Genomic DNA, 19,652 nt, shown 5'->3' on the forward strand with positions numbered 1-19,652 from the left:
TAGATAAAGCAAAACAGTCGGACAGATCAACTGCACTTCAGGTAAAACGCTAATGAGGGAACGCAATAGCGCTACGTCCGCCATCATGTCGTGTTTAACATCGCGACGAGCCCGTCAAGCCGCCTGCTGGCTAGGGCTTAGCCTGCTGCTCAGTGTCGCGGGCTGTACTGGCGACAGATCTATCTTAGACCCTGCAGGGCCCGCCGCGCGAGACGTTCGGTTAATTTGGTGGGTAATGCTGGGCTTTGCCACCATCGTGCTGATCGGTGTCACCGTGGTTTGGCTGTACGCCTTCAAACCGCGCAACGTAGAGCGCACGCCTGCCCAAGAGCGACGCATTGCCCGCCGCTGGATTATTGGTGGAGGCCTTGTGTTGCCGATCACCAGTGTGACTGCACTGCTGATGTTTGGGGTGCCCGCCGGGCAACGCATGCTGCCGCTCCCGCTAGGCGAGCCGCCTGAAGTGATTGAAGTGATCGGCCACCAATGGTGGTGGGAGGTGCGCTACCCAGGTGCCGAAGGCGGCGAAGTCGTCACTGCCAATCAGCTCGTCATGCCCGCCGGGGAGCCGGTGGATTTTCATGTGAGCGGGGCGGATGTCATTCACGCGTTTTGGGTGCCGCGCTTGGGCGGCAAAATCGACATGCTGCCAGGAAGGGTGAATAAAATCCGCCTGGAAGCCGATGAGCCCGCCGTGTTTGGTGCCCAGTGTGCCGAGCTGTGCGGGGTGGGGCATGCCCATATGCATTTGTATGTCGAAGCCGTGCCTCGTGAAGCATTCGATACATGGCTGGCGGCTCGGCAAGACGCAGAACTAAGCGAATTAGCGACGCAAGATACCACTCATGATGTTGCAAGAGAGGCCTTCGCGACCCACTGCGCGAGCTGCCATCAAGTGGCTGGCGTCAGCCAGGGCGGTGTAGGGCCTAACCTCTCGGATGTCGGTAGCCGCACGATGCTGGGCGCCGGTGTGATGGCCATGGAAGAGGGCGCGGTGAGCCAGTGGCTGCAGCAGCACCAAACGCTGAAGCCAGGCAATAGAATGCCCGCCCACGACGATATTGATACGGACACCTTGGATGCCCTGGGTGCTTGGCTGGAGACCTTGACCCCATGAAGAGCGTGAATCAAGAGGCGGTAGAGCAGGACCCGCAGCAACTACACGAAGACCTACATGACATTTGGGGTAACCCGAAAGGGCTAAAGGCCCTCACCATCGTGAACCATACAACGCTAGGTCTGCGTTTTATGATCACCGGGATGGTGTTTTTCCTGATTGGCGGCATTCTTGCCATGCTGGTGCGTACCCAGCTAGCGATGCCCGACCAGGACTTTATGTCGCCGGAGATCTATAACCAAGTCACCACCATGCACGGCACGGTGATGATGTTTCTGTTCGCCATTCCCATGCTGGAGGGCCTGGCGATTTACCTGATCCCTAAAATGATTGGTGCCCGAGACTTGGTGTGTCCACGGCTAACGTCGCTGGGCTATTTCTGCTACCTGTTTGGCGGGATTATTCTCACCTCCAGCCTAATTATTGAGATGGCGCCTTCAAGCGGCTGGTTTATGTACACGCCGCTGAGCAGTAAAGAGTTTGCCCCAGATTTGGGCTCCGATTTTTGGCTGCTGGGCATCACCTTTGTGGAGATATCAGCGCTCTCGGCGGGAGTGGAGCTGGTGGTGTCTATCTTACGCACCCGCACCCAGGGCATGGCGCTGCATAAGATGCCGCTGTTTGCGTGGTATATCCTCGCCATGGCGCTAATGATCGTGGTGGGCTTCCCACCGCTGATCCTCGGCAGCGTGCTGCTGGAGCTTGAGCGGGCGGTAGGCATGCCGTTTTTCCAAATTGCGGGCGGCGGCGACCCGGTACTCTGGCAGCATCTGTTCTGGCTGTTTGGCCACCCAGAGGTGTACATCATCTTCCTGCCTGCCGCTGGTATTGTCTCTACCCTGATCCCGGTATTTGCCGGGCGGCCCATTGTGGGGTACGGCTGGGTAGTGGCAGCGATCACCATCATGGGCTTTATCAGCTTTGGGCTGTGGGTTCACCACATGTTCACCATTGGCATTCCGCAGCTGGCGCAGGCGTTTTTCTCGGCGGCCAGTATGCTGGTGGCCGTGCCCACGGCGATTCAGGTGTTTGTCTGGATAGCCACGCTCTGGCTTGGCAAGCCCAAAATGAAGCTGCCCATGTTGTGGGTGATGGGCTTTTTAATCATCTTTGTGTGCGGCGGGTTAACCGGCGTCATGCTAGCGCTGGTGCCGTTTAACTGGCAGGTGCACGACACCCACTTTGTGGTGGCGCACATGCACTATGTGCTGGTGGGCGGCATGTTCTTCCCGCTAATCGCCGGGCTTTATTACTGGCTGCCGCTCTTCTCCGGGCGAATGCCCTCCGAAAACCTGGGGCGCTGGGGCTTCTGGCTTACCTTCCTGGGCTTTAACGGCACCTTCTTAATCATGCACTGGACCGGGCTGCTTGGCATGCCCCGGCGGATTTACACCTATGAAGCGGGCTCAGGTTGGGAGATTTTCAACCTGCTCTCGTCGATCAGTAGCTTTGTGCTCTCGGCAGGGATTGCCATGGTGCTGCTGGATATCGCGCTGCACTTCCGGTTTGGCAAGCCCGCCAAGCATAACCCCTGGAATGCCGATACGTTGGAGTGGGCCAACACCATGCCGCCCAGCGCCTATAATTTCGTGAGCCTACCCAATGTGGAAACCCGGCACCCGCTGTGGGATGACCCAAATCTGCCTCATGCCATGGCCGAAGGTAAGCACTCGCTGGCGGTAGCCTCTCACGGCAGGCGGGAGATGTGGGGTACCGACCCAATTACCGGCAAGGTGCGCGAGATTATTCACCTGCCCGGTAACTCCTGGTGGCCGCTGTTTGCCGCTGCCGCGCTGGCGGTGGTGTGCCTGAGCCTGCTGACCAAGGTGTACGCGTTGGCGGGTGTATTCGTCATTATTGCCGGTATCTTTCTGCTGCGCTGGTCCTGGGAGAACGGCGCGCATCCCAAAGCGGCACCGGACGCAGGCGTAAAACCGGGCGATCCACCGCTCCATTCGCGTACGATGGACGGCCCCGGCCTTTGGGCGATGGGTGTTTTTCTGATCGCCAACGGATCGTTTTATCTCTCTTACCTGTTTGGCTGGTTCTACCTCTGGACCGTTTCACCCGAATGGCAGATGCCAGAGACGCCGCCGCTATCACTCATGCTTATGTTGGCGGCGGGCGTGGCGGTGCTGGCCGGATGTGTGGTGATGGAGCGGCTGGTACGAGGGTTGCGCCAGCAGCGTGACGCCGGGCTAGGTGCAGGCTTCTATTTAGCCGCTGCGTTAGGTGCACTGCAAGTGGGGCTAACGGGCTGGGCGCTGTGGCAAGCCGAACTTGCTCCCACACAAACCTCCCACGATGCGGTGATGCTGGTCGGCCTTGTCTACGCCCTGTTCCACGGCGGTTTAGCGGTCGTCTTGACCGTGCTTCAAGGCCTGCGTGTGGGCTATGGCTATGTGGGCGCTCATGCTCCCTTCGAGCCGGGCGTAGTAGCCCTGCTTTGGCGCTATAACGTGGTCACCTTTGGGCTGCTCATAGGGGCGCTGGCGGTGCTGCCCCGCGTGTTAGGAGGGTAGGGCGATGGAACGATTGAACTTTACCCACCCTATCCATTTGATAGTGGGGCTAACGCTTTGGAGCGTTTGGTTTGTGGCCGTTTATAGCGGCCTATCGGTGGCCTGTGCGGTAAATCCACCGTCGCCGGAGGCAAGATCACTCACGCTGCTCAACGCAGGTCTGGGCGGTTTTACCCTTCTCTGTGCTGCTGGGCTTGTGCTGTTGGCCTGGGGGTGCTGCCGCACAGCCAAGCAGCATCAGGGGCGTCAACGCTTTCATGCCGTGGTATCCGGTTGGCTCTACTTGTTTTCTGCCTTTGGCGTGGCGTTTGCGGGGCTACCCATCATTGGCGTGCCGCCTTGTCTGTAACCGTGAACACAGACTCGCCTGCTAATGACGACGCACCGCTCTATACGCTTCATGGCATGTGGTGCACCAGCTGTGCGCTGGCGGTAGAGGGCGCGCTAGCCCGCGTGCCGGGAGTCGCTGAGGCCAGCGTTCATTACCCTACTGCAACGGTATGGGTGAAAGGCACTCCCGCAGCAACCCAGTTGGCGGCGTTAGCCCCCGTGGTGAAACGGCTGGGCTATCAGCTGAGCGAGCTAGAGCCAGTGCAAGATGCTCAGCAGCGTCTGGCCCAAGAGAGCCGCTACCTCACGCTGCGCCTGATTGTAGGTGCGGTGTTGGGTATGTGGACCATGCTGGCGTCGCTGCTGATCTACGTGGGCGCGCTGCCCAATGCCACCATAGAGCTGGTCGTTGCGTGGGTGGCCGGTGCCTTTTCACTGCCCGTCGTGCTCTATTCCGGCCTTCCGTTTTACCGAGCGGGGTGGCGCACGCTATTGGCCCGACGTCCCGGCATGGATGTATTGGTAAGCCTGGGTGTGTTTGGCTCCATGGCGGTATCGGTAGGGCTGCTGCTGCGCGGCTCTTCAGAGGTCTATTTTGATACTGCGGTGGTACTGATTGTGCTGCTTCTGGTGGGCCGACTGGTCGAAACCCTGTGCAGGCAGCGGGGGCTCAAAGCCTTTGATGCACTAAGGCTGCCGGAAGCTGATGTGGTGGTTTGCCAAGGCGGACAGCGCGAAACGCAGCCCGTTGGGGAAGTCTCCATGGGAGCCGTGATTGAAGTGCCCCCCGGTGAGCAGGTGCCCTTGGATGGCCTGCTGGAAACGCCCGGCTGGCTGGATACCGCCACGCTCACCGGGGAAAGCGTGCCCCGTTACCTGCATGCTGGGCAGCGAGTCTATGCGGGCTGCCGCTATGCGGCGGGGCTAAACGCAGCGCCTTTGAAGGTGACTGTGACGGCCACCGTTGGCCAGCGGCGGGTGGATAAACTGTGCGAGCAAATGCGCCGCGCCCAGGCAAAAAAGGGCGAATTGCACAAGCTGGCCGACCGCTTTGCCTCATGGCTAAGCCCCGTAGCGCTGCTGCTGGCTGTGCTGACACTCCCACTCGGGCTGCTATTGGGCCTTGGTTTAGAAGACGCTGCTGTGCGTGCGCTGTCTGTTTTGGTGGTGGCTTGCCCCTGCGCGGTGGGGCTGGCGGTTCCGCTGGCAAGCCTTGCCGGTAGCAGTCAAGCATTACAACAGGGCATTGCGCTTCGCGACCCTGCTGCTTTTGAAACCCTGGCGAACGTACGCGGCATTGCCTTCGATAAAACCGGTACGCTCACCCGTGGGCAGCATCAGGTAGTGCACGCCGCGCTGCGCGAAGGCGACGACCTCGCGATGTTTCAGACGATGCTGCACAGCGCCGTCAGCCAAAGCGAACACCCGCTAGCGAGCGGTTTGCTGGACTGGGCGAACAAGGCTGAAACAGCAACGCCGCCCAAGGCACTTTATAAAGTACTTCATAACGTACTTCATATTGAGGAGCATCCCGGCAAAGGCCAGCAAGCAACGTTTCAAAACGGAGAGCAGTGGTGGTTAGGTAGCGCCGCATGGATAGAGCAGCAGCTTGGCGCGCCCTTGCCAGATAACGCCCAACACCCTGACTACGCCTTTGCTTCACAGGTGGTAGTGGCCAACAGCCGCGGTTGGCTCGCCACGCTCTACTGTGCCGACCAGCCGGTGAGCGATGCGAAAGCGAGCCTTGCCGAACTACAGCGCTCAGGGTACATCGTGGCGCTGATCAGCGGCGACCGCCAGGGGCCGGTGGGCTGGCTTGGCCAGCAGGTGGGGTTAGCAAAAAACGCGTGCTACGCCCAGCGTTCGCCGGAAGCCAAAGCGGCACTGCTCAAAGGGCTGCCTTCGCCCACGCTCTATGTGGGCGACGGGGTGAACGATACCTTGAGCCTTGCCGAAGCCGGGGTAGGCGTCGCCCCCATGCAAGCCAGCGAAGCCGCCCGCGAAGGAGCCGCCGCACAGCTGCTTTGGCCTGGGGTGAGCGGTATCGTAAGGCTACTGACACTGTCTAAGCGCACCCGCCGAGTCATGGTACAAAACCTAGTGTTTTCGGCACTCTATAACGCGCTGGCGCTTGGGCTGGTGATCATGATGGCGGTACCGCCCTTGGCCGCCGTACTGGCGATGGCAGCAAGCTCGCTCAGCGTGACGTTAAATACAGCGCGCCTTGCTTGGGCAGAGCCTGATGAGGCTAGCGATAGCCCAGTACCTGACCTAAGCGCTCAGCGTTCGATGCCACCCACTGCGGGTCAATCGCCCCCCACTGCTTAATGGTGTAGTGGCCAATGTTGTGGCGCTCGCCGTCGCCTTTTTCAAATACGCACTCAATATCCAATTCCCCCAGGGACGTAATGGTGTCCTGGGCGGTGCGCCTCGGCATGCCGGTGGCTTCCATCAACGCGGGTACGCTGGCCACGCCTTGGTCAATCAAGTGGGCCACGTAAAGGCGGCGGTAAAAGCTGGATTTTGTTTTGCTGAGCGACATGGAGAGGGCGTCTTCTTAGTGATGGGTATTCCAGCAGTCTAATCAAATAAATCCCCCTGTGCCCGGGGCGGGCGAAAATCACGGGTATTCAGCCCCTGCTCGGTGCGTGGCTGCATGTTCCACTGGCGGCTAGCACGCTGAAACCGCTGGGCGATCAAGTCAGCGAATACCCCCTCGCCGCGAAAGCGCTTACCAAAGGCCGCATCGTAGGTTTTACCGCCACGGCACTGGCGCATCAAGCTCATTACCTTAGCGGCGCGCTCAGGGTAGTGGGCTTCTAGCCACGCTTCAAACAGCGGCGCGACCTCGTGGGGTAGCCTTAGCAGCATCCAGGTGGCGGTGCGCGCCCCAGCACGGCTGGCGGCTTCCAGAATGCGTTCAATTTCGTGGTCGGTCAGGCCGGGAATAATCGGCGATACCAGCGTGCCCACCGGTATTCCCGCCGTATTCAGCTCGCGAATCACTTTCAGGCGCGCCTGGGGCGATGCCGTGCGGGGTTCCAGCGTGCGCTTTAGGTTAGCGTCCAGGCTGGTCAAGCTCACGAACACCCGCACCAAGCGATGCTCCGCCATTTCTGCTAGTAGATCGATATCCCGCAAAATCAGCGTGCTTTTCGTCACTAGCGTCACCGGGTGGCGGCAAGCCAACAGCAATTCCAGCAAGCGGCGAGTGGTTTGGTAGGTGGCCTCTAGCGGCTGGTAACAGTCGGTATTGCCGGAGAGGTTAATGGGTCTGCAAACGTAGTGGGGGTGGCAAAGCTCCTCTTTTAAATGCTCCACCAGCCCGTGGCGGGCGATCAGTTTGGTTTCAAAATCCAACCCTGGCGACAAATCCCAATAGGCGTGGGAGGGGCGCGCATAGCAGTAGACACAGCCATGCTCACAGCCGCGATACGGGTTAAGCGAACGATCAAAGGGTAAATCTGGAGAGTTGTTCCAAGAGAGCGCGCTTTTACTGGCTTCCTCGCGCACTTCTGTTGCCAGCGAGGTAGACGCTTCTTCCTGCCACCAGCCGTCATCCTCCGCCACGCTGCGGGTAGGGGCAAAGCGGTTATGCGGGTCGTAGGTTGCACCGCGCCCTTTATGCACGGTAGCGCGGGAAGGGTCAAACGCCGCCATCTGCCACCTCGTAAGATATGTCGCTATATATGTTTAAACATACAGTATATGGCGTATGAAAGAAGGTGCAAGTACCAAGCGATTGGCTTCACTCAAGCAGGAATAAAAGACACTGCTAGCCCATACTGATGAGTGCGTGATGGTTTGCCTGGAAAGAGGGAATTTGCCTTATGAGCCTGCAAGCGCATTTTGTACTGATGGCACGGTATAACCAGTGGATGAATGCAAAGGTATATGACGCAGCCAGCAGGTTGAGCGCAGCTGAACTGGCCGAAGAGCGAGGGGCTTTTTTTGGCTCTATTCTAGGTACGCTGAACCATTTAGTCGTTGCCGATACGCTTTGGCTAAAGCGGTTTGCGACCCACCATTCCTCCTCAACCACTTTGGCCGTTATGGAGCCGCTGCCTATTCCAGGTCGGCTTGATCAGCCGATGTTTGATGATTTGGAAGGTTTAACAGCACATCGTAAATGGCTAGATGACGTCATTATCAACTGGATCGTCGCGCTAACAGATGATGAGTTAAACGCCGCTCTGAGTTACCACAACACGAAAGGCATAGCCTCAAGTAAACGCTTCTCACAGCTTATCTACCACTTCTTCAACCACCAAACCCACCATCGCGGACAAGTGAGCACCTTGCTCTTCCAGGTAGGTATCGATATTGGCGTCACAGACCTACTGGCCTTAATACCAGACGAGCCTGAAAAACGATAAGATACTTAGCCCTATCTAATAAAGCCTTATTGCTGATAGAGCTGTACCAAAGGCAGCCATGAATACTCTGGTAAGTATTATAGGCTGCTGATTTTATTTGATATTTTCACTATCTATACATTAGGGTGTCGGTCGGCTCACAAGAAGCGCCGCTCTAAGGAAGGAATTTCAAGCCCCATATCATCGGAGTACTCGTAGGTTATTCCATTTTCCTGCTCTAATATGCTAGATGCATAAGATCTGAGCCACAATTTTATACTTTTAGCTGAAAGTACATAGCCTTTTGAGCTTTCACTTCCTTTCAGCCGGTCTGGTATTGCCCAGCCTGTTTTTTCCAAATTAGCCACCGTCACGATGAGATGCGCGAGTAATGGTTGTTCCGGGGCTACTTCTTCATGGAAATGGGGCCAAAACTCTTGGTCACCTTCGGAGGCTTTCCATCCCTTATTGTCGTTAACCTCTGAGAGGTTTTTATAAGGATGTGAATGAAAGGTTCCAACTAGCTCTATATTGGGCCAGTAGTGTTCAAAAAACTCTTTTTTGCTACGTAATGAGTCAAAGTTGGGGGCTACCCACTCGTTATGGCGAACTGCGGAAGTTTCAACGGTGGCCATTGTAGCGATGACTTTGGCAGGTAATGTACCCTTGGCCGGAATAGAGTAGCCCCATAGCAGCCCAAAAGTTTCCAGTTGGTCAAACCCTTTTGAGCGCAGAGTGCTTCTATGGCTAAATTTGTATGCTTCAATAGCGGTAGTGAACATCTGCGGAACGATGTTATCTTCGATATATGCAATTTTCTTCATATCATTAATTATTCCTATGTGAGTTATGTAAGTAGCGTAACAAATAGTTTAATTTTCATTAAAACGCATCTTGCCAATAACGAACGGATGTTTCACCCACCACGCCATGCTGCGTACCAATCTCAATAACCGCTTGCTGGAGTGCGCGGGCCAAAGTTGGTTGGTGGCATAACGCTAATGACCGAATCATGCGCGTAATACGCAGGTGGTTATGGCCCCCGGCTTTCAACCAGATATGGGTTTGTATCGATAGCGTTGGCTGAGCGGTGATGATGTTGCCATCCCGTGTTAGCCCCAAAAAATTTAACATTACATCCAGTGAGCGTTGCTGGTGGTGGCGTAAGCGCTCGTCATTCGCAAAAGCTGCTTGCACCGCAGGCGTTAAGAGCGGCGCAAAGCTATTAAAACGGCTCGCTTCTGGGATAGGAAACAGCCACTGAATATAGTCGTGGGTATGCTCTAGCCAAAAAGGCGAGAGCGCCCAGATATCTTCAAGTAAACGCCCTTTATGATCGGGGGATTCACCGCGATAAAACGCGAGTAAGCGGGTATCGTTATCCATTATGTCTCCCCATTAACGTTTCAGCGTGGCCATGCAGCGCCAATCCGAGCGCAGGCAGTTTTCGTACAAAGCCTCAGTGTGTCTCGCAGGTGAGCGTTGTGTCCTGGTAGTGCGCTAGTACCTGCTCAGCACTCTTTTTTAATGCCTCACGCCACGTGGCAGGGGCGGTGACTTTCACATTGGCGCCCATGCCCATCAGCCACCAGATGGTTTGCTGGTCATCCGGTACTTGGGCGGTTAACCGGTACCAGTCACTGCCGGGGAGGACTTCAATGGTTTGCGTCTCGGAAAGCGGTGTTTCCTGCAGCAACCACGCCACAGGTTTCGCGATCTCCGCTTCCAGCGTCACATCGCTTGGCCCTTGCCGATAACCAAATGCGCCGCCCTGAATGTAGTGGTCAATATCAAAATCAGGTTGTGCCTGCCAGGGGTGCTGGCTGAGTGTGGCTTGTTTAATGCGATGCAGGGCAAACTGGCGCAAATCCTCAAACCCGTTTACATGGGCCAGTAAATAGGTCGCGCTATGGCGGCTGACGATGCCTTGCGGATGAAGCGTGAACGGCTTTTCTGTTTCGCTAGAGCGCGACAGGTAGACGACATCAACTGCCTTCTGCTCAAGCAAGGCTTCAGAAATAGTTTGCCAAGTGGACTCATCTATTTCAGCCGGAATCAGCGCTTTACCGTTGGGAATGGCACGTACTTTTCTTGCCCATTGGCTAAGCCCGTTGGCGTTCATTTCATCCAATAACCGCCGAGCATCGGTAAAGTGGGGCGATAATTGCCCGACCACCACTGGGGGTAAGAGCCCTTTTAAATACTCTTCCGCTAGCACCAGCGTTAAGGCGCTGGGTACATCCAGTGCCGGTAGCTGGCACTGAAAATCACGATCAAAATACCAGCGGTAAGGCTTCTGGCTATCGTCGCAGCCAATCGGAAACTGGGTGGAGAGCTTCTGGCTAAGGTCACGCTGTAGGGAGCGAGTGTCGATCTTAAAACCACGCTCGGCAAGCTTCTCTTTTAATACAGGGGTCGCGATACGCCCAGGAAAACGGGGAATCAGCTGCAGCATGGTTAAATAACGAAAGAGCGTGTCGCGTGCATCAGACATAATAACGCCAACCTTGGCCGCTGTGATAAAAGTAAACAGTCTACCGCGCCTCACAAAACTTAGCGACTCTCTCAGGTAACCCACTAGAATCTTTAGCGATGAGTTGAGCACGATGCCGCCAGAGCATGGCGATCCGCTCATCGGGCTGCGTATCGGGCAGGTGCCAACAAAGCTCGGCAGGGTGGATATCAGCCGTCACTTCGAGTGACGTGCCAGGGTGCCCCGCCAGCCAGCGATACACCTCCATTGCGTTACGGCCCACGCACACAGGAAACAGCGGTGCATCAACCGGTAGCGCCACACCTAACGCCAGCAGCAGCGTGTTCACTTCATGGTCGCACGCCAGGTGCCAACGATGCCGGCTAGCCACCAAAGGAGCGATAAGGTGGCCTGCCACACAGTGCCAAATCAGATGCGCCTGCAAATAGAGGCGCGCTTCCTCCGTTAGCGTGGCGCTATAGCGTGGGCAAAAGTAGAGAAACTTGCCATCGGTGCTAGCGCTGCCAAAGTGCTGTTCAGTAACGGGAAAGAGCGTTAAAAATTGGCTTAAAAAGCCCATAACAGGCAGCGTTTCAGCCCATGTCTCGCGATCTGCCTGCCACTTCACAAGCTCCTGCCGAGCGCAATCATCAGTAAGTAAACAATCGGGCATCATCACCATCGCTTTTACTCTTTTTGATGTTAGAGGCATACGTTATGGTGGTGATACGACAACTAATGTCGCGTTATTTTTGAATATGCATACTTAGGCACCATGCCAAGGGGTAGGCAATAGGAGAAAGTAGTAGCCTGAAGCACTAGCCCGTCATAAGCCATAATGGTAACCTCACTATCATTAATAATCACCACTGCATAACATGCAAAATATAGTGCGACATAATATGTCGGAGCATTGGGGTATCAAGGAATTTGGTGTAAAGCCAAATGCGTGGCCATGATGGCTGCGTAATGGAAGAGTGGCCAAAGCCACTACGATAACTATGGATCAAAAGGGATCATTGTAATGAAAATGCTGAAGTTAGGCTTTGCGTGTGTAACATTCGGTTTTTTAGGAGGATGTGCTGCTGCAGGGGTTACTGGGCTGCCAGCTGATACTGCCGAGAAAAACTTTGCATTTGATAAAAGTTATGATGAGGTCTGGGAAGCCACTGTAGAGTGGTTTGCAAGTAATAACACACCAATTGATAATGTTGATAAAGACTCAGGCTTAATTTCTTCAAACTATGGTCTTAATCCTGGCTCTGGCGTGATTGATTGTGGTCAGCCAACGGGAAATATAGGGCTTTATCCTGCTGTGTTTGAAGATATGAAAGCTAATATAAATGTAATTGTACGGAAGCAAAATGACCAACAAACAAGAGCGACAGTGAATATATTTGGTAATGCTTTAGTAGTTGTTCGTAATGGTTATGGTCAAACTGTAAGTGCTGCTGCTGTTGATTGTGTGTCAACTGGCAGTTATGAGAGAAGCTTTCAGCGTTATGTAGAAAATTACTAGCAGAGCTTGGCCTAGTCGTTAATGCTGTGCTAGGCCATCTTTAAAATGGTATGTGATTATGAATATTTTTAAAATATTTGTTTTTATTTTTGTTTTAAACTTTCTTTCAACTCTTGATGTTTTGGGATTTAAAGGCTTGGAGGCTGCTATTTATAACTCCTATATGTCTCAAGATCATGGTCGTTGGTCATCATTGAAACTTTCCTTAGGAGATGATGTTTTCTATAGAGCGGTTAACTCTACAGACTACTCGGATTTTGTCTTCTCTGTTGACTTCCCAGGTGAGTCTTGCTCTCCACATGTTGAAGGGCACTTCAGCCAGAGCACGAGTGCTGAAACTACTGAATATATAAGAGTCGCACCTGCATTTTTTAGAGTAGATAGATACCCTGTTCATGAGGCGCTGGTTGAGTATTCAACAGTTCGAGGAGATAAGACTGTTTATTTTGAGTTTGCCCTAGCCGATATGGCTCGTCTTGAAAATGAAATGAAACAGGGGAATGTGCTGAGGCTTAAATTAGAGCCTATTTATGGTCCAGGAAATGACGTGTTTGTTGAATTAAGCTTAGTCGGTTCTAGAGCAGCATTAGATCGCGCATATGCTCTTTGTATTAATAATCAATCAAACCCACAAGATTTTTTTCAAGAGGAAGTTACACCAAGCGAGGCTGAAGAATATTTTTGATTATCGTTTATTTTTTCTGATTGGACTTTGATGAAAGTCAAATGTATAGCTAGTGAATCAGAGTGGGCCAAAAGAACGCGCTTCAAGCTTGAGTAAGGAGACAAATGCAGTGATCTTAAAGGAAAAGGATGCTTTAGCGTCCAGTGATAAGCGCAGCCAGTACGGTTACCAGCAAGAGAAGGATGTGGCGTTTCACCTGCGCCGTGAATTTGGGGATAACGACCAAGTGCTAGTCTTCAACGATTTGCGCTTAACGCATAACGGAGAAAACGCACAGATCGATCATCTGGTGGTTTACCCGTTTGGTTTTATCGTCATCGAATCCAAAAGTATTAGCGGCAAAGTCAATGTGAACGCTGAGGGGGAGTGGTCTCGCAGCTATCGCGGCGAATGGCGAGGTATGCCGTCTCCCATACGGCAAGCCGAGCTGCAGCAGGCCTTATTGAAAGACCTGTTACGCGCAAATGTTGAGAAGTTCGTTCGCAAAATCCTCGGCATTCAAGGCCAGGTAGGCGGGCGAGAGTGGCATGTGCTTTGTGCCGTCTCCAGCTCGGCCATTTTAGACCGCAAGAAGATGCCTGCAAAAATATCTGAACTTACGGTGAAGTCCGAGTTTGTTGTAGAGCACGTTAAAAAACTGATGGGTTCGCTAGGTTCGTTGTCGGTATTAAAAGGACGTGCCCGTTTCAATGAACAAGAGCTTTCAGCGCTGGGTGACTTTTTAATTCAGCAGGATGCCGAGGCTAGGAAAACTTACCAGCCCTCACAGCCCGCTCAAGAACATGCAGTGCATACCATTCGAGAGCCCGGCGTGGTGGAAGCCCCTCGCACAGCGCGCTTAACCTGCAGGCATTGCGGCGAAGCGCATCTGCTGGAAGACCGCTACGGCAAATATGGCTATTTCGTCCGCTGCGGAAGTTGCCATAAAAACACGCCGATGAAACCCACTTGCGCTGAGTGCCAATCGCGCTCCGTCGTGGTGAATAAGAGCGGCCCGACCTATACCGCCACCTGCAAAAGCTGTAGTCACAAATTCATGCTCTTCCAGGCGGAGGTTAGTGCGAAAGCATAATCACTTTGCGGCTCTGTTCCTCTAGCTGGCAATAGCAGCGTGGCGTGTTTTTGTTGTGGTAGACGAACGCGCAACACTTACGCTGGTGAACCACTTTGATGCTAATGCCACACCTGGCGAGTGGCGATAAGCCACCAGTTCTCCGCCATAGGCCGCTGCATAATCTAAACACGCTATATTGCGCCCAAGGCGCATAGGGAACCCCGTCATTGCATAATGGCCAAAAAAGACAGGGTTGGCGTTGGTTGAGTAGCCATTTTCACGCGCCAATGTTGGTTCCAACTCCATGGGGTGAGTGAGCCCTACATCATTAGGCCACCAGCGCACACGTTTGCGTGTGGTACGGAACCCGGTCGCTGATGCGTAGGGGCGCAGTGCATGCTCGCAGCCAGCCACCACACGGTCTATTGCAAAATAGGTAGGCGAGTAAGTGTCTTGATAGGCCGCCATGGCATGGTCATCCAAGCAGTGAATACCGGCTGCCTTGAGGTGCTGAATTGACGTTTCATGCCACCATGCGTGCACCACGCGGCACTTCCCCACTTCGAGGTAGAGTGGCTGTGTTCGCAGCCACTTAAAATGATCCAACAACAACGCTAAGCCGTCTTCCTCAGCGGCAAATTCATCGACCAGCCGTTGGCGATCGTGATGTTGTCGCATTGCTTGAATAAAGGCGCGAGGGTTGTCTTGGTGCTGGTAGGTATCGCGTACCCAGTTCAGCTCATGGTTTCCCACAACCATTAGTGCCTGCCCCGCATCGACCATTTGACGTACCAAGCGAAGCACCGCACCTGGGGCCGGCCCCTTATCAATAAGATCGCCGACAAACACCGCCAAGTGCCCCGGCTGGCTCCAACCCTGGCTCTCTTCGCGATACCCTAAGCGCATTAGCAGCTTCACTAACGTGTCGAACTGCCCGTGAACATCCCCGATGATATCGTAATGCGTTATGCTACCCATGCGCGGTCTCCTACTGTGGTGAGCAATCAGCTTCCCACAGCAGTGCGACATTAGGTGTCGCTCAGGTGGCTAGGCTTGCTTTTGGCAGCATAACTCTTGGATGGAGATAGCTCCCTAAGCACTTTCCACTGGCCGGTGGCGTGACGTTTATAGAATATCAGCATTTAATGCACTGATCTCTCAGTAAACCACTGAAGGAAAGCGTATGTTCCAAACCCTGGCGTTGGAGAATTTTACCGCCTTTAAGGAAACCTCTTTCGAGTGGTCGCCGGGCGTGAACGTGCTTATCGGTGCCAATGGCACCGGTAAAACGCATATCATGAAATTAATGTATGCCTTGCAGATGCAGGGTCACGATGCGGCTGAACTGAAAAAGAAGCTGGCGGCGGTTTTTCGCCCTAGCGGCGATAAAGTATCACGCTTGGTTAACCGCAAAAAAGGCAGCAATACGGCGCGCATTAGCTTGTCCAACAGTGCGGCCCAGTCGTTATCGCTTACCTTTGATACCACTAGGCATCACACGTTTGAACTCCAGGGTGAGTGGGCTGTCGAGCGTTCCCCCGTATTCATTCCCGTTAAAGAGGTGCTCTCTTTCGCTCCCGGCTTTATCTCGCTCTATGATAAATATGAGCTCGCGTTCGAGGAAGTCTATTACGATATTATCAAACAAGCTTACTTGCCTGCCCGCAAGGGAATGCCACTCAATGATGAAAAGCCACTATTAGAGCTCATCCGCAAGACGGTAGGTGGAAAGGTGACATTAGAGGGGGATGAATTTCACCTTAGCGCAGGAAGTAAGAAGTTGGAAATGTCGCTGGTGGCAGAAGGGCACCGCAAATTGGCTCTGATTTGGCAGTTGATCCATAATGGCTCGCTATTTGCCAACAACACACTATTTTGGGATGAGCCAGAAGCGAACCTTAACCCTGCGCTCATGCCAGAGGTGGCTAAAATTCTGCTTATGCTTGCAGAGCGTGGTGTGCAAGTATTTGTAGCAACCCACGATTATGCCTTTCTGCGGGAATTGGATTTTGCGCGTCAGGAGACGCCTACACGCTACTTCTCCCTTGAGCTAACACAGGAGGATGGGGTTATTGCACATAGTTTCAGCCGCTACCGGGACATTCGGCCTAATAAAATTGCGGACGAGTTTCAGCGTCTTTACGACTTGGAAGTTCGTCACTCGCTGGGGGACTTTTCGTGAGACCCTGGGAGGCAAAGCCGGAGTGGTGCGAGTCGGATTTATACTTTGATTTTTCTCAAGCTCGTCAAGTAATTAAGCTAGACGACCAAGTGGCAGCCGCTGGTTTAACGCATCTATTAAAGGGTGGCGTTGATTTTGTTGTGGAGTGGGACACGCAATTATGGCTACTGGAAATTAAAGACCCAGAGAGCGGTGCTATTCCTGAACAGCATCGAGAAAAGCAGAGGCAACGCTTTCTTGCGGATATCGTCAGCCAATCGCTTATCGAGCGGCACTTATTCCCAAAACTGCGTGACAGCCTTATCTTTTTGGGGCTGGAGTATGGCATTGTCAATAAGCCGCTGCGCTATATTACCTTAATAGGTTTGAGTGACTTAGAGCCTGCTCAGTTAGCAGGTTTACGAGACAGGCTCTGGCGAACAGAATGGGTGTCTGGGCCGCGTTATAGCGGTTGGCGCAAATCCTTTGATGTGCAGGCGTTCAACGTTGATCAATGGAATCGCCTGATGACCAAGTGCCCTATACTGCGTATCAGCCAGCAGTAGGCGGCTTTTCTTGGCGTTCATTACCCTACACAAACCCCATCTGCTGGCGCTGCCCTTGCTGTTCGCGCTCTTCCAGTGTTAGCGCATCCAGCAGCGTGTTCAAGCGGATGGGCAGCCCACGCAAGTCCAGTTGGTCTAGCGCTGTACGCACGTTGCCGGGGGTTAGGCGGCGCTGGGCTAGGTGGTTGGCGGGAATGGTGGCTAAACGGCGGTGGTCGCGTTCGGGTAGAACGGCTTTCAGCAGTTCGCGCAGCGGCTCGGGGGCTAGCGGTAAAAACTCGACCTTGAGATCAAAGCGGCGCATTACCGCGCGGTCTAGGCTTTCCACGCGGTTGGTGGTGGCAAGCAAAATGCCGTCGAAGTTCTCAATTTGCACCATTGGAGGCTTCGCCCCCTGAGCTGCTGGTGGTCTTTACCGATGGTTATATTGCCACTCCGCCCCAGCCGCCCGGTTACCCAGTGCTGTGGTGCTTGGCAGAGGGCGGGCAGGCTCCGGCGAGCTGGGGGCAAGCGTTAGCTTTAGGCGTTGCCGACACCATAACGTAGTGATGACTACCACTCGCCACTATCCATCAGCGACCCTTGCTCAACGGCTGGGTTGTAGATGTAGCACCATGCGTCACCGTGCTGGGTAGGTAGTGTCGTGCGGTTATAGAGGCCTTGGCTTGGCGCGTGGTGAAAGTAGCCCTCCAACTGGTCGAGCCGCGCTAGCTGTTCAGCGTTAATGGCATACACCTCCACCGCAACGCCTGTGGATGGCGTGAGCTTAGCGCCTGGGTAGGGGCCAAGGTCGTAAAGCGTAATCTCTGTTAAACGGTCTTGGCCCAGCATGTCAGCGCCGTTTAACCAGTGATGATTGCGATGGCCGTGCTTTAACGTGCCGTATACCGCTACTCGTGGGCAGTGCTGGATGGCTTGGTGAAGATGCTGCATGACGTTCACCTTTTCACAATGTTCAATATGCCACGGCTACACGCCGATTTACGACGGTTGAGAGTCACTCAATAGGCGTTGACCCAAAAGCGCCCTGGCAGTCTGCCAAGGCGCTGTGCTTACTTACCTTTTAACCTAACGCTTCTTCCGCACCGGTTTTTTATCGCTGCTTGCTGGCTCGGCGCTATCGGCTTTGCGTGCGCTGGTGGGGAAGTGGGCACGCACCAGCTCAAGCAGCCCCTGAGTAGAAGCGTCGAAGTCGGCGGCGTTGGCGTCGATGCGCTCGCTGATTTCACCGGCGATGCGCTTGCCTAGCTGTACACCCCACTGGTCGAACGAGTTGATGTTCCAGATCACGCCTTGCACGAACACCTTGTGCTCGTAGAGCGCAATCAGCGCGCCCAGGTTTTTCGGCGTTAGCTCGTCGAGCAGTAGGGTGCTGGAGGGGCGGTTGCCGGGGCAGCTGTAGGGGTCGAGCTGGCTAAGCTCTTTGCTGTCGCCTTGGCTGCCTTCCATAAAGGCGTTGGCTTGGGCCAGCATGTTGGTCAGCAGGGCGAAGTGGTGGTCTTCCACGCCCGGTTCCGGCTTGAGCGAGGCGATAAAGTCGATGGGCACGTAGCGAGTGCCCTGGTGAAGCAGCTGGAAGAAGGCGTGCTGGCCGTTGGAGCCGGTTTGGCCCCACACAATCGGGCCGGTTTTGTAGTTCACCGGGTGGCCGAAAATATCCACCGACTTGCCGTTAGACTCCATATCCAACTGCTGCAGGAAGGAGGGCAACTGGTTCAGCGCCTGGTCGTAGGGCACGATGGCCTGGGTTTCCGCGCCGATAAAGTTGATGTACCAGATGCCGATCAGCGCCATAAGGACCGGCATGTTTTGAGCGAAAGGTGCTTCGATAAAGTGGCGGTCCATCTCATGGGCGCCTTCCAGCAGCTCGATAAAACCTTCAAAGCCAATCGAGAGCGCAATCGGTAAGCCGATGGAAGACCACATGGAGTAGCGGCCGCCCACCCAGGCCCAAAACTCGAACACGTTCTCTTCGCGAATACCGAACTCCATCGCCGCTTTGCGGTTGGTGGAAGCGGCAATAAAGTGCGCGCCCACGTCGGCGTCTTCGCCAGCGTTTTCCAGGAACCAGCGCCGCGCGGTCTTGGCGTTGAGCAGGGTTTCCTGGGTGGAGAAGGTTTTCGTAGAGACGATAAACAGCGTGGTGGCCGGGTCTAGCCGCGACAGCACTTTCTGAATATGGGTGCCGTCCACGTTGGAAACGAAGTGGAAGTGCAGCTCCGGATGGCGATACTTCAATAGCGCACGCACCGCCATGTTGGGGCCGAGGTCCGAGCCACCAATACCGATATTGACCACGTCTTTAATGCGCTGGCCGTTATAGCCTTTCCACTCGCCGCTACGCACCGCTTCCGAGAACAGCTTGATCTGCTCGCGGGTGCGGGTGATTTCTGGCATCACGTCTTCGCCGTCCACATACACCGGCTCATCGCCAAGATGGCGTAGGGCGGTGTGGAGTACCGGACGGTTCTCGGTCACGTTGATAATGTCGCCAGAGAACATCTGGGCGCGGCGCTGTACCAGGGCGGAGTGGTCGGCTAGCTCAATCAGTTTGGTCAGTACTTCATCCGACACCTGATGCTTGGAGTAATCTAGAAAGAGGCCGCCGACGCGCAGGCTCATTTTTTCAAAGCGCTGCGGATCATTCGTAAAGTAGTCACGAATGCGGTCATTGGCGGTTTTATCGCGCAGGCGCTCTAGGGCCTGCCAAGTAACGCTGCGAGTGAGTTGAAACATAACGGGTGGTCCTGTTGTTTTTACATCTGTTTTACATCGTTATCGCTAACGGGGCGTGTCCGACCCCTGGCGTCGCTGTTATTTATGTAAAAATACTACATGTTGCGCGCTTGAGAACAACAGTTAGCGAAAAA

The 19,652-nt window shown here is 54.4% G+C and carries 20 protein-coding genes; 10 read left to right on the top strand and 10 right to left on the bottom strand.

What is annotated here, in order from left to right; all coding sequences use genetic code 11:
- The first annotated feature begins 52 nt into the window (after nt 1-52).
- From coxB to ACIGG6_RS05115, 4 genes are read left to right on the top strand one after another with little or no spacing between them, the layout of a single operon-like run.
- Nucleotides 53-1,117 carry a cytochrome c oxidase subunit II gene (gene coxB / locus ACIGG6_RS05100; RefSeq protein WP_399842792.1) on the top strand — a complete coding sequence of 355 codons (1,065 nt, stop codon included), beginning with the start codon at nt 53-55 and terminating at the stop codon, nt 1,115-1,117.
- Nucleotides 1,114-3,639 carry a cytochrome c oxidase subunit I gene (gene ctaD, locus ACIGG6_RS05105; RefSeq protein WP_399842795.1) on the top strand — a complete coding sequence of 842 codons (2,526 nt, stop codon included), beginning with the start codon at nt 1,114-1,116 and terminating at the stop codon, nt 3,637-3,639. Before coxB ends, ctaD begins: the two co-directional genes overlap by 4 nt.
- Before the next feature lie 4 nt (nt 3,640-3,643).
- A complete protein-coding gene (locus ACIGG6_RS05110; RefSeq protein WP_285264364.1) occupies nt 3,644-3,988 on the top strand; it encodes a hypothetical protein in 345 nt (114 codons plus the stop codon).
- On the top strand, nt 3,979-6,297 hold the full coding sequence (locus tag ACIGG6_RS05115; protein WP_399842797.1) for a heavy metal translocating P-type ATPase: 2,319 nt from the start codon (nt 3,979-3,981) through the stop codon (nt 6,295-6,297). The genes ACIGG6_RS05110 and ACIGG6_RS05115 overlap by 10 nt, the downstream gene beginning before the upstream one ends.
- On the opposite strand, the gene ACIGG6_RS05120 is transcribed toward ACIGG6_RS05115, so the two are convergent.
- Together ACIGG6_RS05120 and ACIGG6_RS05125 are read right to left on the bottom strand one after the other, a co-directional pair.
- Nucleotides 6,218-6,511 (bottom strand): winged helix-turn-helix domain-containing protein, encoded by a 294-nt coding sequence (locus ACIGG6_RS05120; protein WP_399842799.1) that lies wholly within the window; start codon nt 6,509-6,511, stop codon nt 6,218-6,220. The genes ACIGG6_RS05115 and ACIGG6_RS05120 overlap by 80 nt on opposite strands.
- A gap of 38 nt (nt 6,512-6,549) precedes the next feature.
- Entirely contained in the window at nt 6,550-7,629 is a 1,080-nt protein-coding gene (locus ACIGG6_RS05125; RefSeq protein WP_399842800.1) for a PA0069 family radical SAM protein, read from the bottom strand.
- Between the two features lie 170 nt (nt 7,630-7,799).
- Between ACIGG6_RS05125 and ACIGG6_RS05130 the strand changes: the two genes are divergently transcribed.
- Nucleotides 7,800-8,345, top strand: a complete 546-nt coding sequence (locus ACIGG6_RS05130) for a DinB family protein (RefSeq protein WP_399842802.1) — start codon at nt 7,800-7,802, stop codon at nt 8,343-8,345.
- A 137-nt stretch (nt 8,346-8,482) separates the two neighbouring features.
- Here the strand turns inward: ACIGG6_RS05130 and ACIGG6_RS05135 are convergent, their stop codons facing one another.
- From ACIGG6_RS05135 to ACIGG6_RS05150, 4 genes are all read right to left on the bottom strand, one after another.
- Nucleotides 8,483-9,148, bottom strand: coding sequence for a hypothetical protein (locus ACIGG6_RS05135; RefSeq protein WP_399842803.1), 666 nt, complete (start codon nt 9,146-9,148; stop codon nt 8,483-8,485).
- Nucleotides 9,149-9,206: 58 nt separating this feature from the next.
- Nucleotides 9,207-9,710: an opioid growth factor receptor-related protein gene (locus ACIGG6_RS05140; RefSeq protein WP_399842806.1), complete on the bottom strand. Its 504-nt coding sequence runs from the start codon at nt 9,708-9,710 to the stop codon at nt 9,207-9,209.
- Between the two features lie 73 nt (nt 9,711-9,783).
- Complete coding sequence (locus ACIGG6_RS05145; protein WP_399842807.1) at nt 9,784-10,818, bottom strand: helix-turn-helix transcriptional regulator; 1,035 nt, start codon at nt 10,816-10,818, stop codon at nt 9,784-9,786.
- 40 nt (nt 10,819-10,858) lie between these two features.
- The gene (locus ACIGG6_RS05150; RefSeq protein ID WP_399842809.1) at nt 10,859-11,425 is read right to left on the bottom strand and encodes a DUF2201 family putative metallopeptidase; all 567 of its coding nucleotides are present in this window, start codon (nt 11,423-11,425) and stop codon (nt 10,859-10,861) included.
- 396 nt (nt 11,426-11,821) lie between these two features.
- On the opposite strand from ACIGG6_RS05150, the gene ACIGG6_RS05155 reads away from it, so the two are divergent.
- The 3 genes from ACIGG6_RS05155 to ACIGG6_RS05165 are packed head-to-tail and all read left to right on the top strand — an operon-like array spanning nt 11,822 to nt 14,073.
- Entirely contained in the window at nt 11,822-12,316 is a 495-nt protein-coding gene (locus tag ACIGG6_RS05155; protein ID WP_399842811.1) for a hypothetical protein, read from the top strand.
- Nucleotides 12,317-12,374: 58 nt separating this feature from the next.
- Nucleotides 12,375-13,001: a hypothetical protein gene (locus ACIGG6_RS05160; protein WP_399842812.1), complete on the top strand. Its 627-nt coding sequence runs from the start codon at nt 12,375-12,377 to the stop codon at nt 12,999-13,001.
- Between the two features lie 52 nt (nt 13,002-13,053).
- Entirely contained in the window at nt 13,054-14,073 is a 1,020-nt protein-coding gene (locus ACIGG6_RS05165; RefSeq protein WP_399842815.1) for a nuclease-related domain-containing protein, read from the top strand.
- A 21-nt stretch (nt 14,074-14,094) separates the two neighbouring features.
- Here the strand turns inward: ACIGG6_RS05165 and ACIGG6_RS05170 are convergent, their stop codons facing one another.
- Nucleotides 14,095-15,033: a metallophosphoesterase gene (locus tag ACIGG6_RS05170; RefSeq protein WP_399842818.1), complete on the bottom strand. Its 939-nt coding sequence runs from the start codon at nt 15,031-15,033 to the stop codon at nt 14,095-14,097.
- A 205-nt stretch (nt 15,034-15,238) separates the two neighbouring features.
- On the opposite strand from ACIGG6_RS05170, the gene ACIGG6_RS05175 reads away from it, so the two are divergent.
- Nucleotides 15,239-16,237, top strand: a complete 999-nt coding sequence (locus tag ACIGG6_RS05175) for an AAA family ATPase (RefSeq protein WP_062360264.1) — start codon at nt 15,239-15,241, stop codon at nt 16,235-16,237.
- Entirely contained in the window at nt 16,234-16,782 is a 549-nt protein-coding gene (locus ACIGG6_RS05180) for a hypothetical protein (RefSeq protein ID WP_399842820.1), read from the top strand. The genes ACIGG6_RS05175 and ACIGG6_RS05180 overlap by 4 nt, the downstream gene beginning before the upstream one ends.
- 25 nt (nt 16,783-16,807) lie before the next feature.
- Here ACIGG6_RS05180 and ACIGG6_RS05185 read toward each other — a convergent pair whose 3' ends face one another.
- From ACIGG6_RS05185 to pgi, 3 genes are all read right to left on the bottom strand, one after another.
- Nucleotides 16,808-17,161, bottom strand: a complete 354-nt coding sequence (locus ACIGG6_RS05185) for a hypothetical protein (protein WP_399842821.1) — start codon at nt 17,159-17,161, stop codon at nt 16,808-16,810.
- 173 nt (nt 17,162-17,334) lie between these two features.
- Complete coding sequence (locus tag ACIGG6_RS05190) at nt 17,335-17,715, bottom strand: gamma-glutamylcyclotransferase (RefSeq protein WP_399842822.1); 381 nt, start codon at nt 17,713-17,715, stop codon at nt 17,335-17,337.
- Between the two features lie 135 nt (nt 17,716-17,850).
- Nucleotides 17,851-19,518: a glucose-6-phosphate isomerase gene (pgi, locus tag ACIGG6_RS05195; RefSeq protein WP_213262556.1), complete on the bottom strand. Its 1,668-nt coding sequence runs from the start codon at nt 19,516-19,518 to the stop codon at nt 17,851-17,853.
- Nucleotides 19,519-19,652: the final 134 nt, after the last annotated feature.

Origin of the sequence: Vreelandella lionensis (assembly GCF_044543515.1) — a bacterium.
Taxonomy (GTDB): domain Bacteria; phylum Pseudomonadota; class Gammaproteobacteria; order Pseudomonadales; family Halomonadaceae; genus Vreelandella; species Vreelandella lionensis.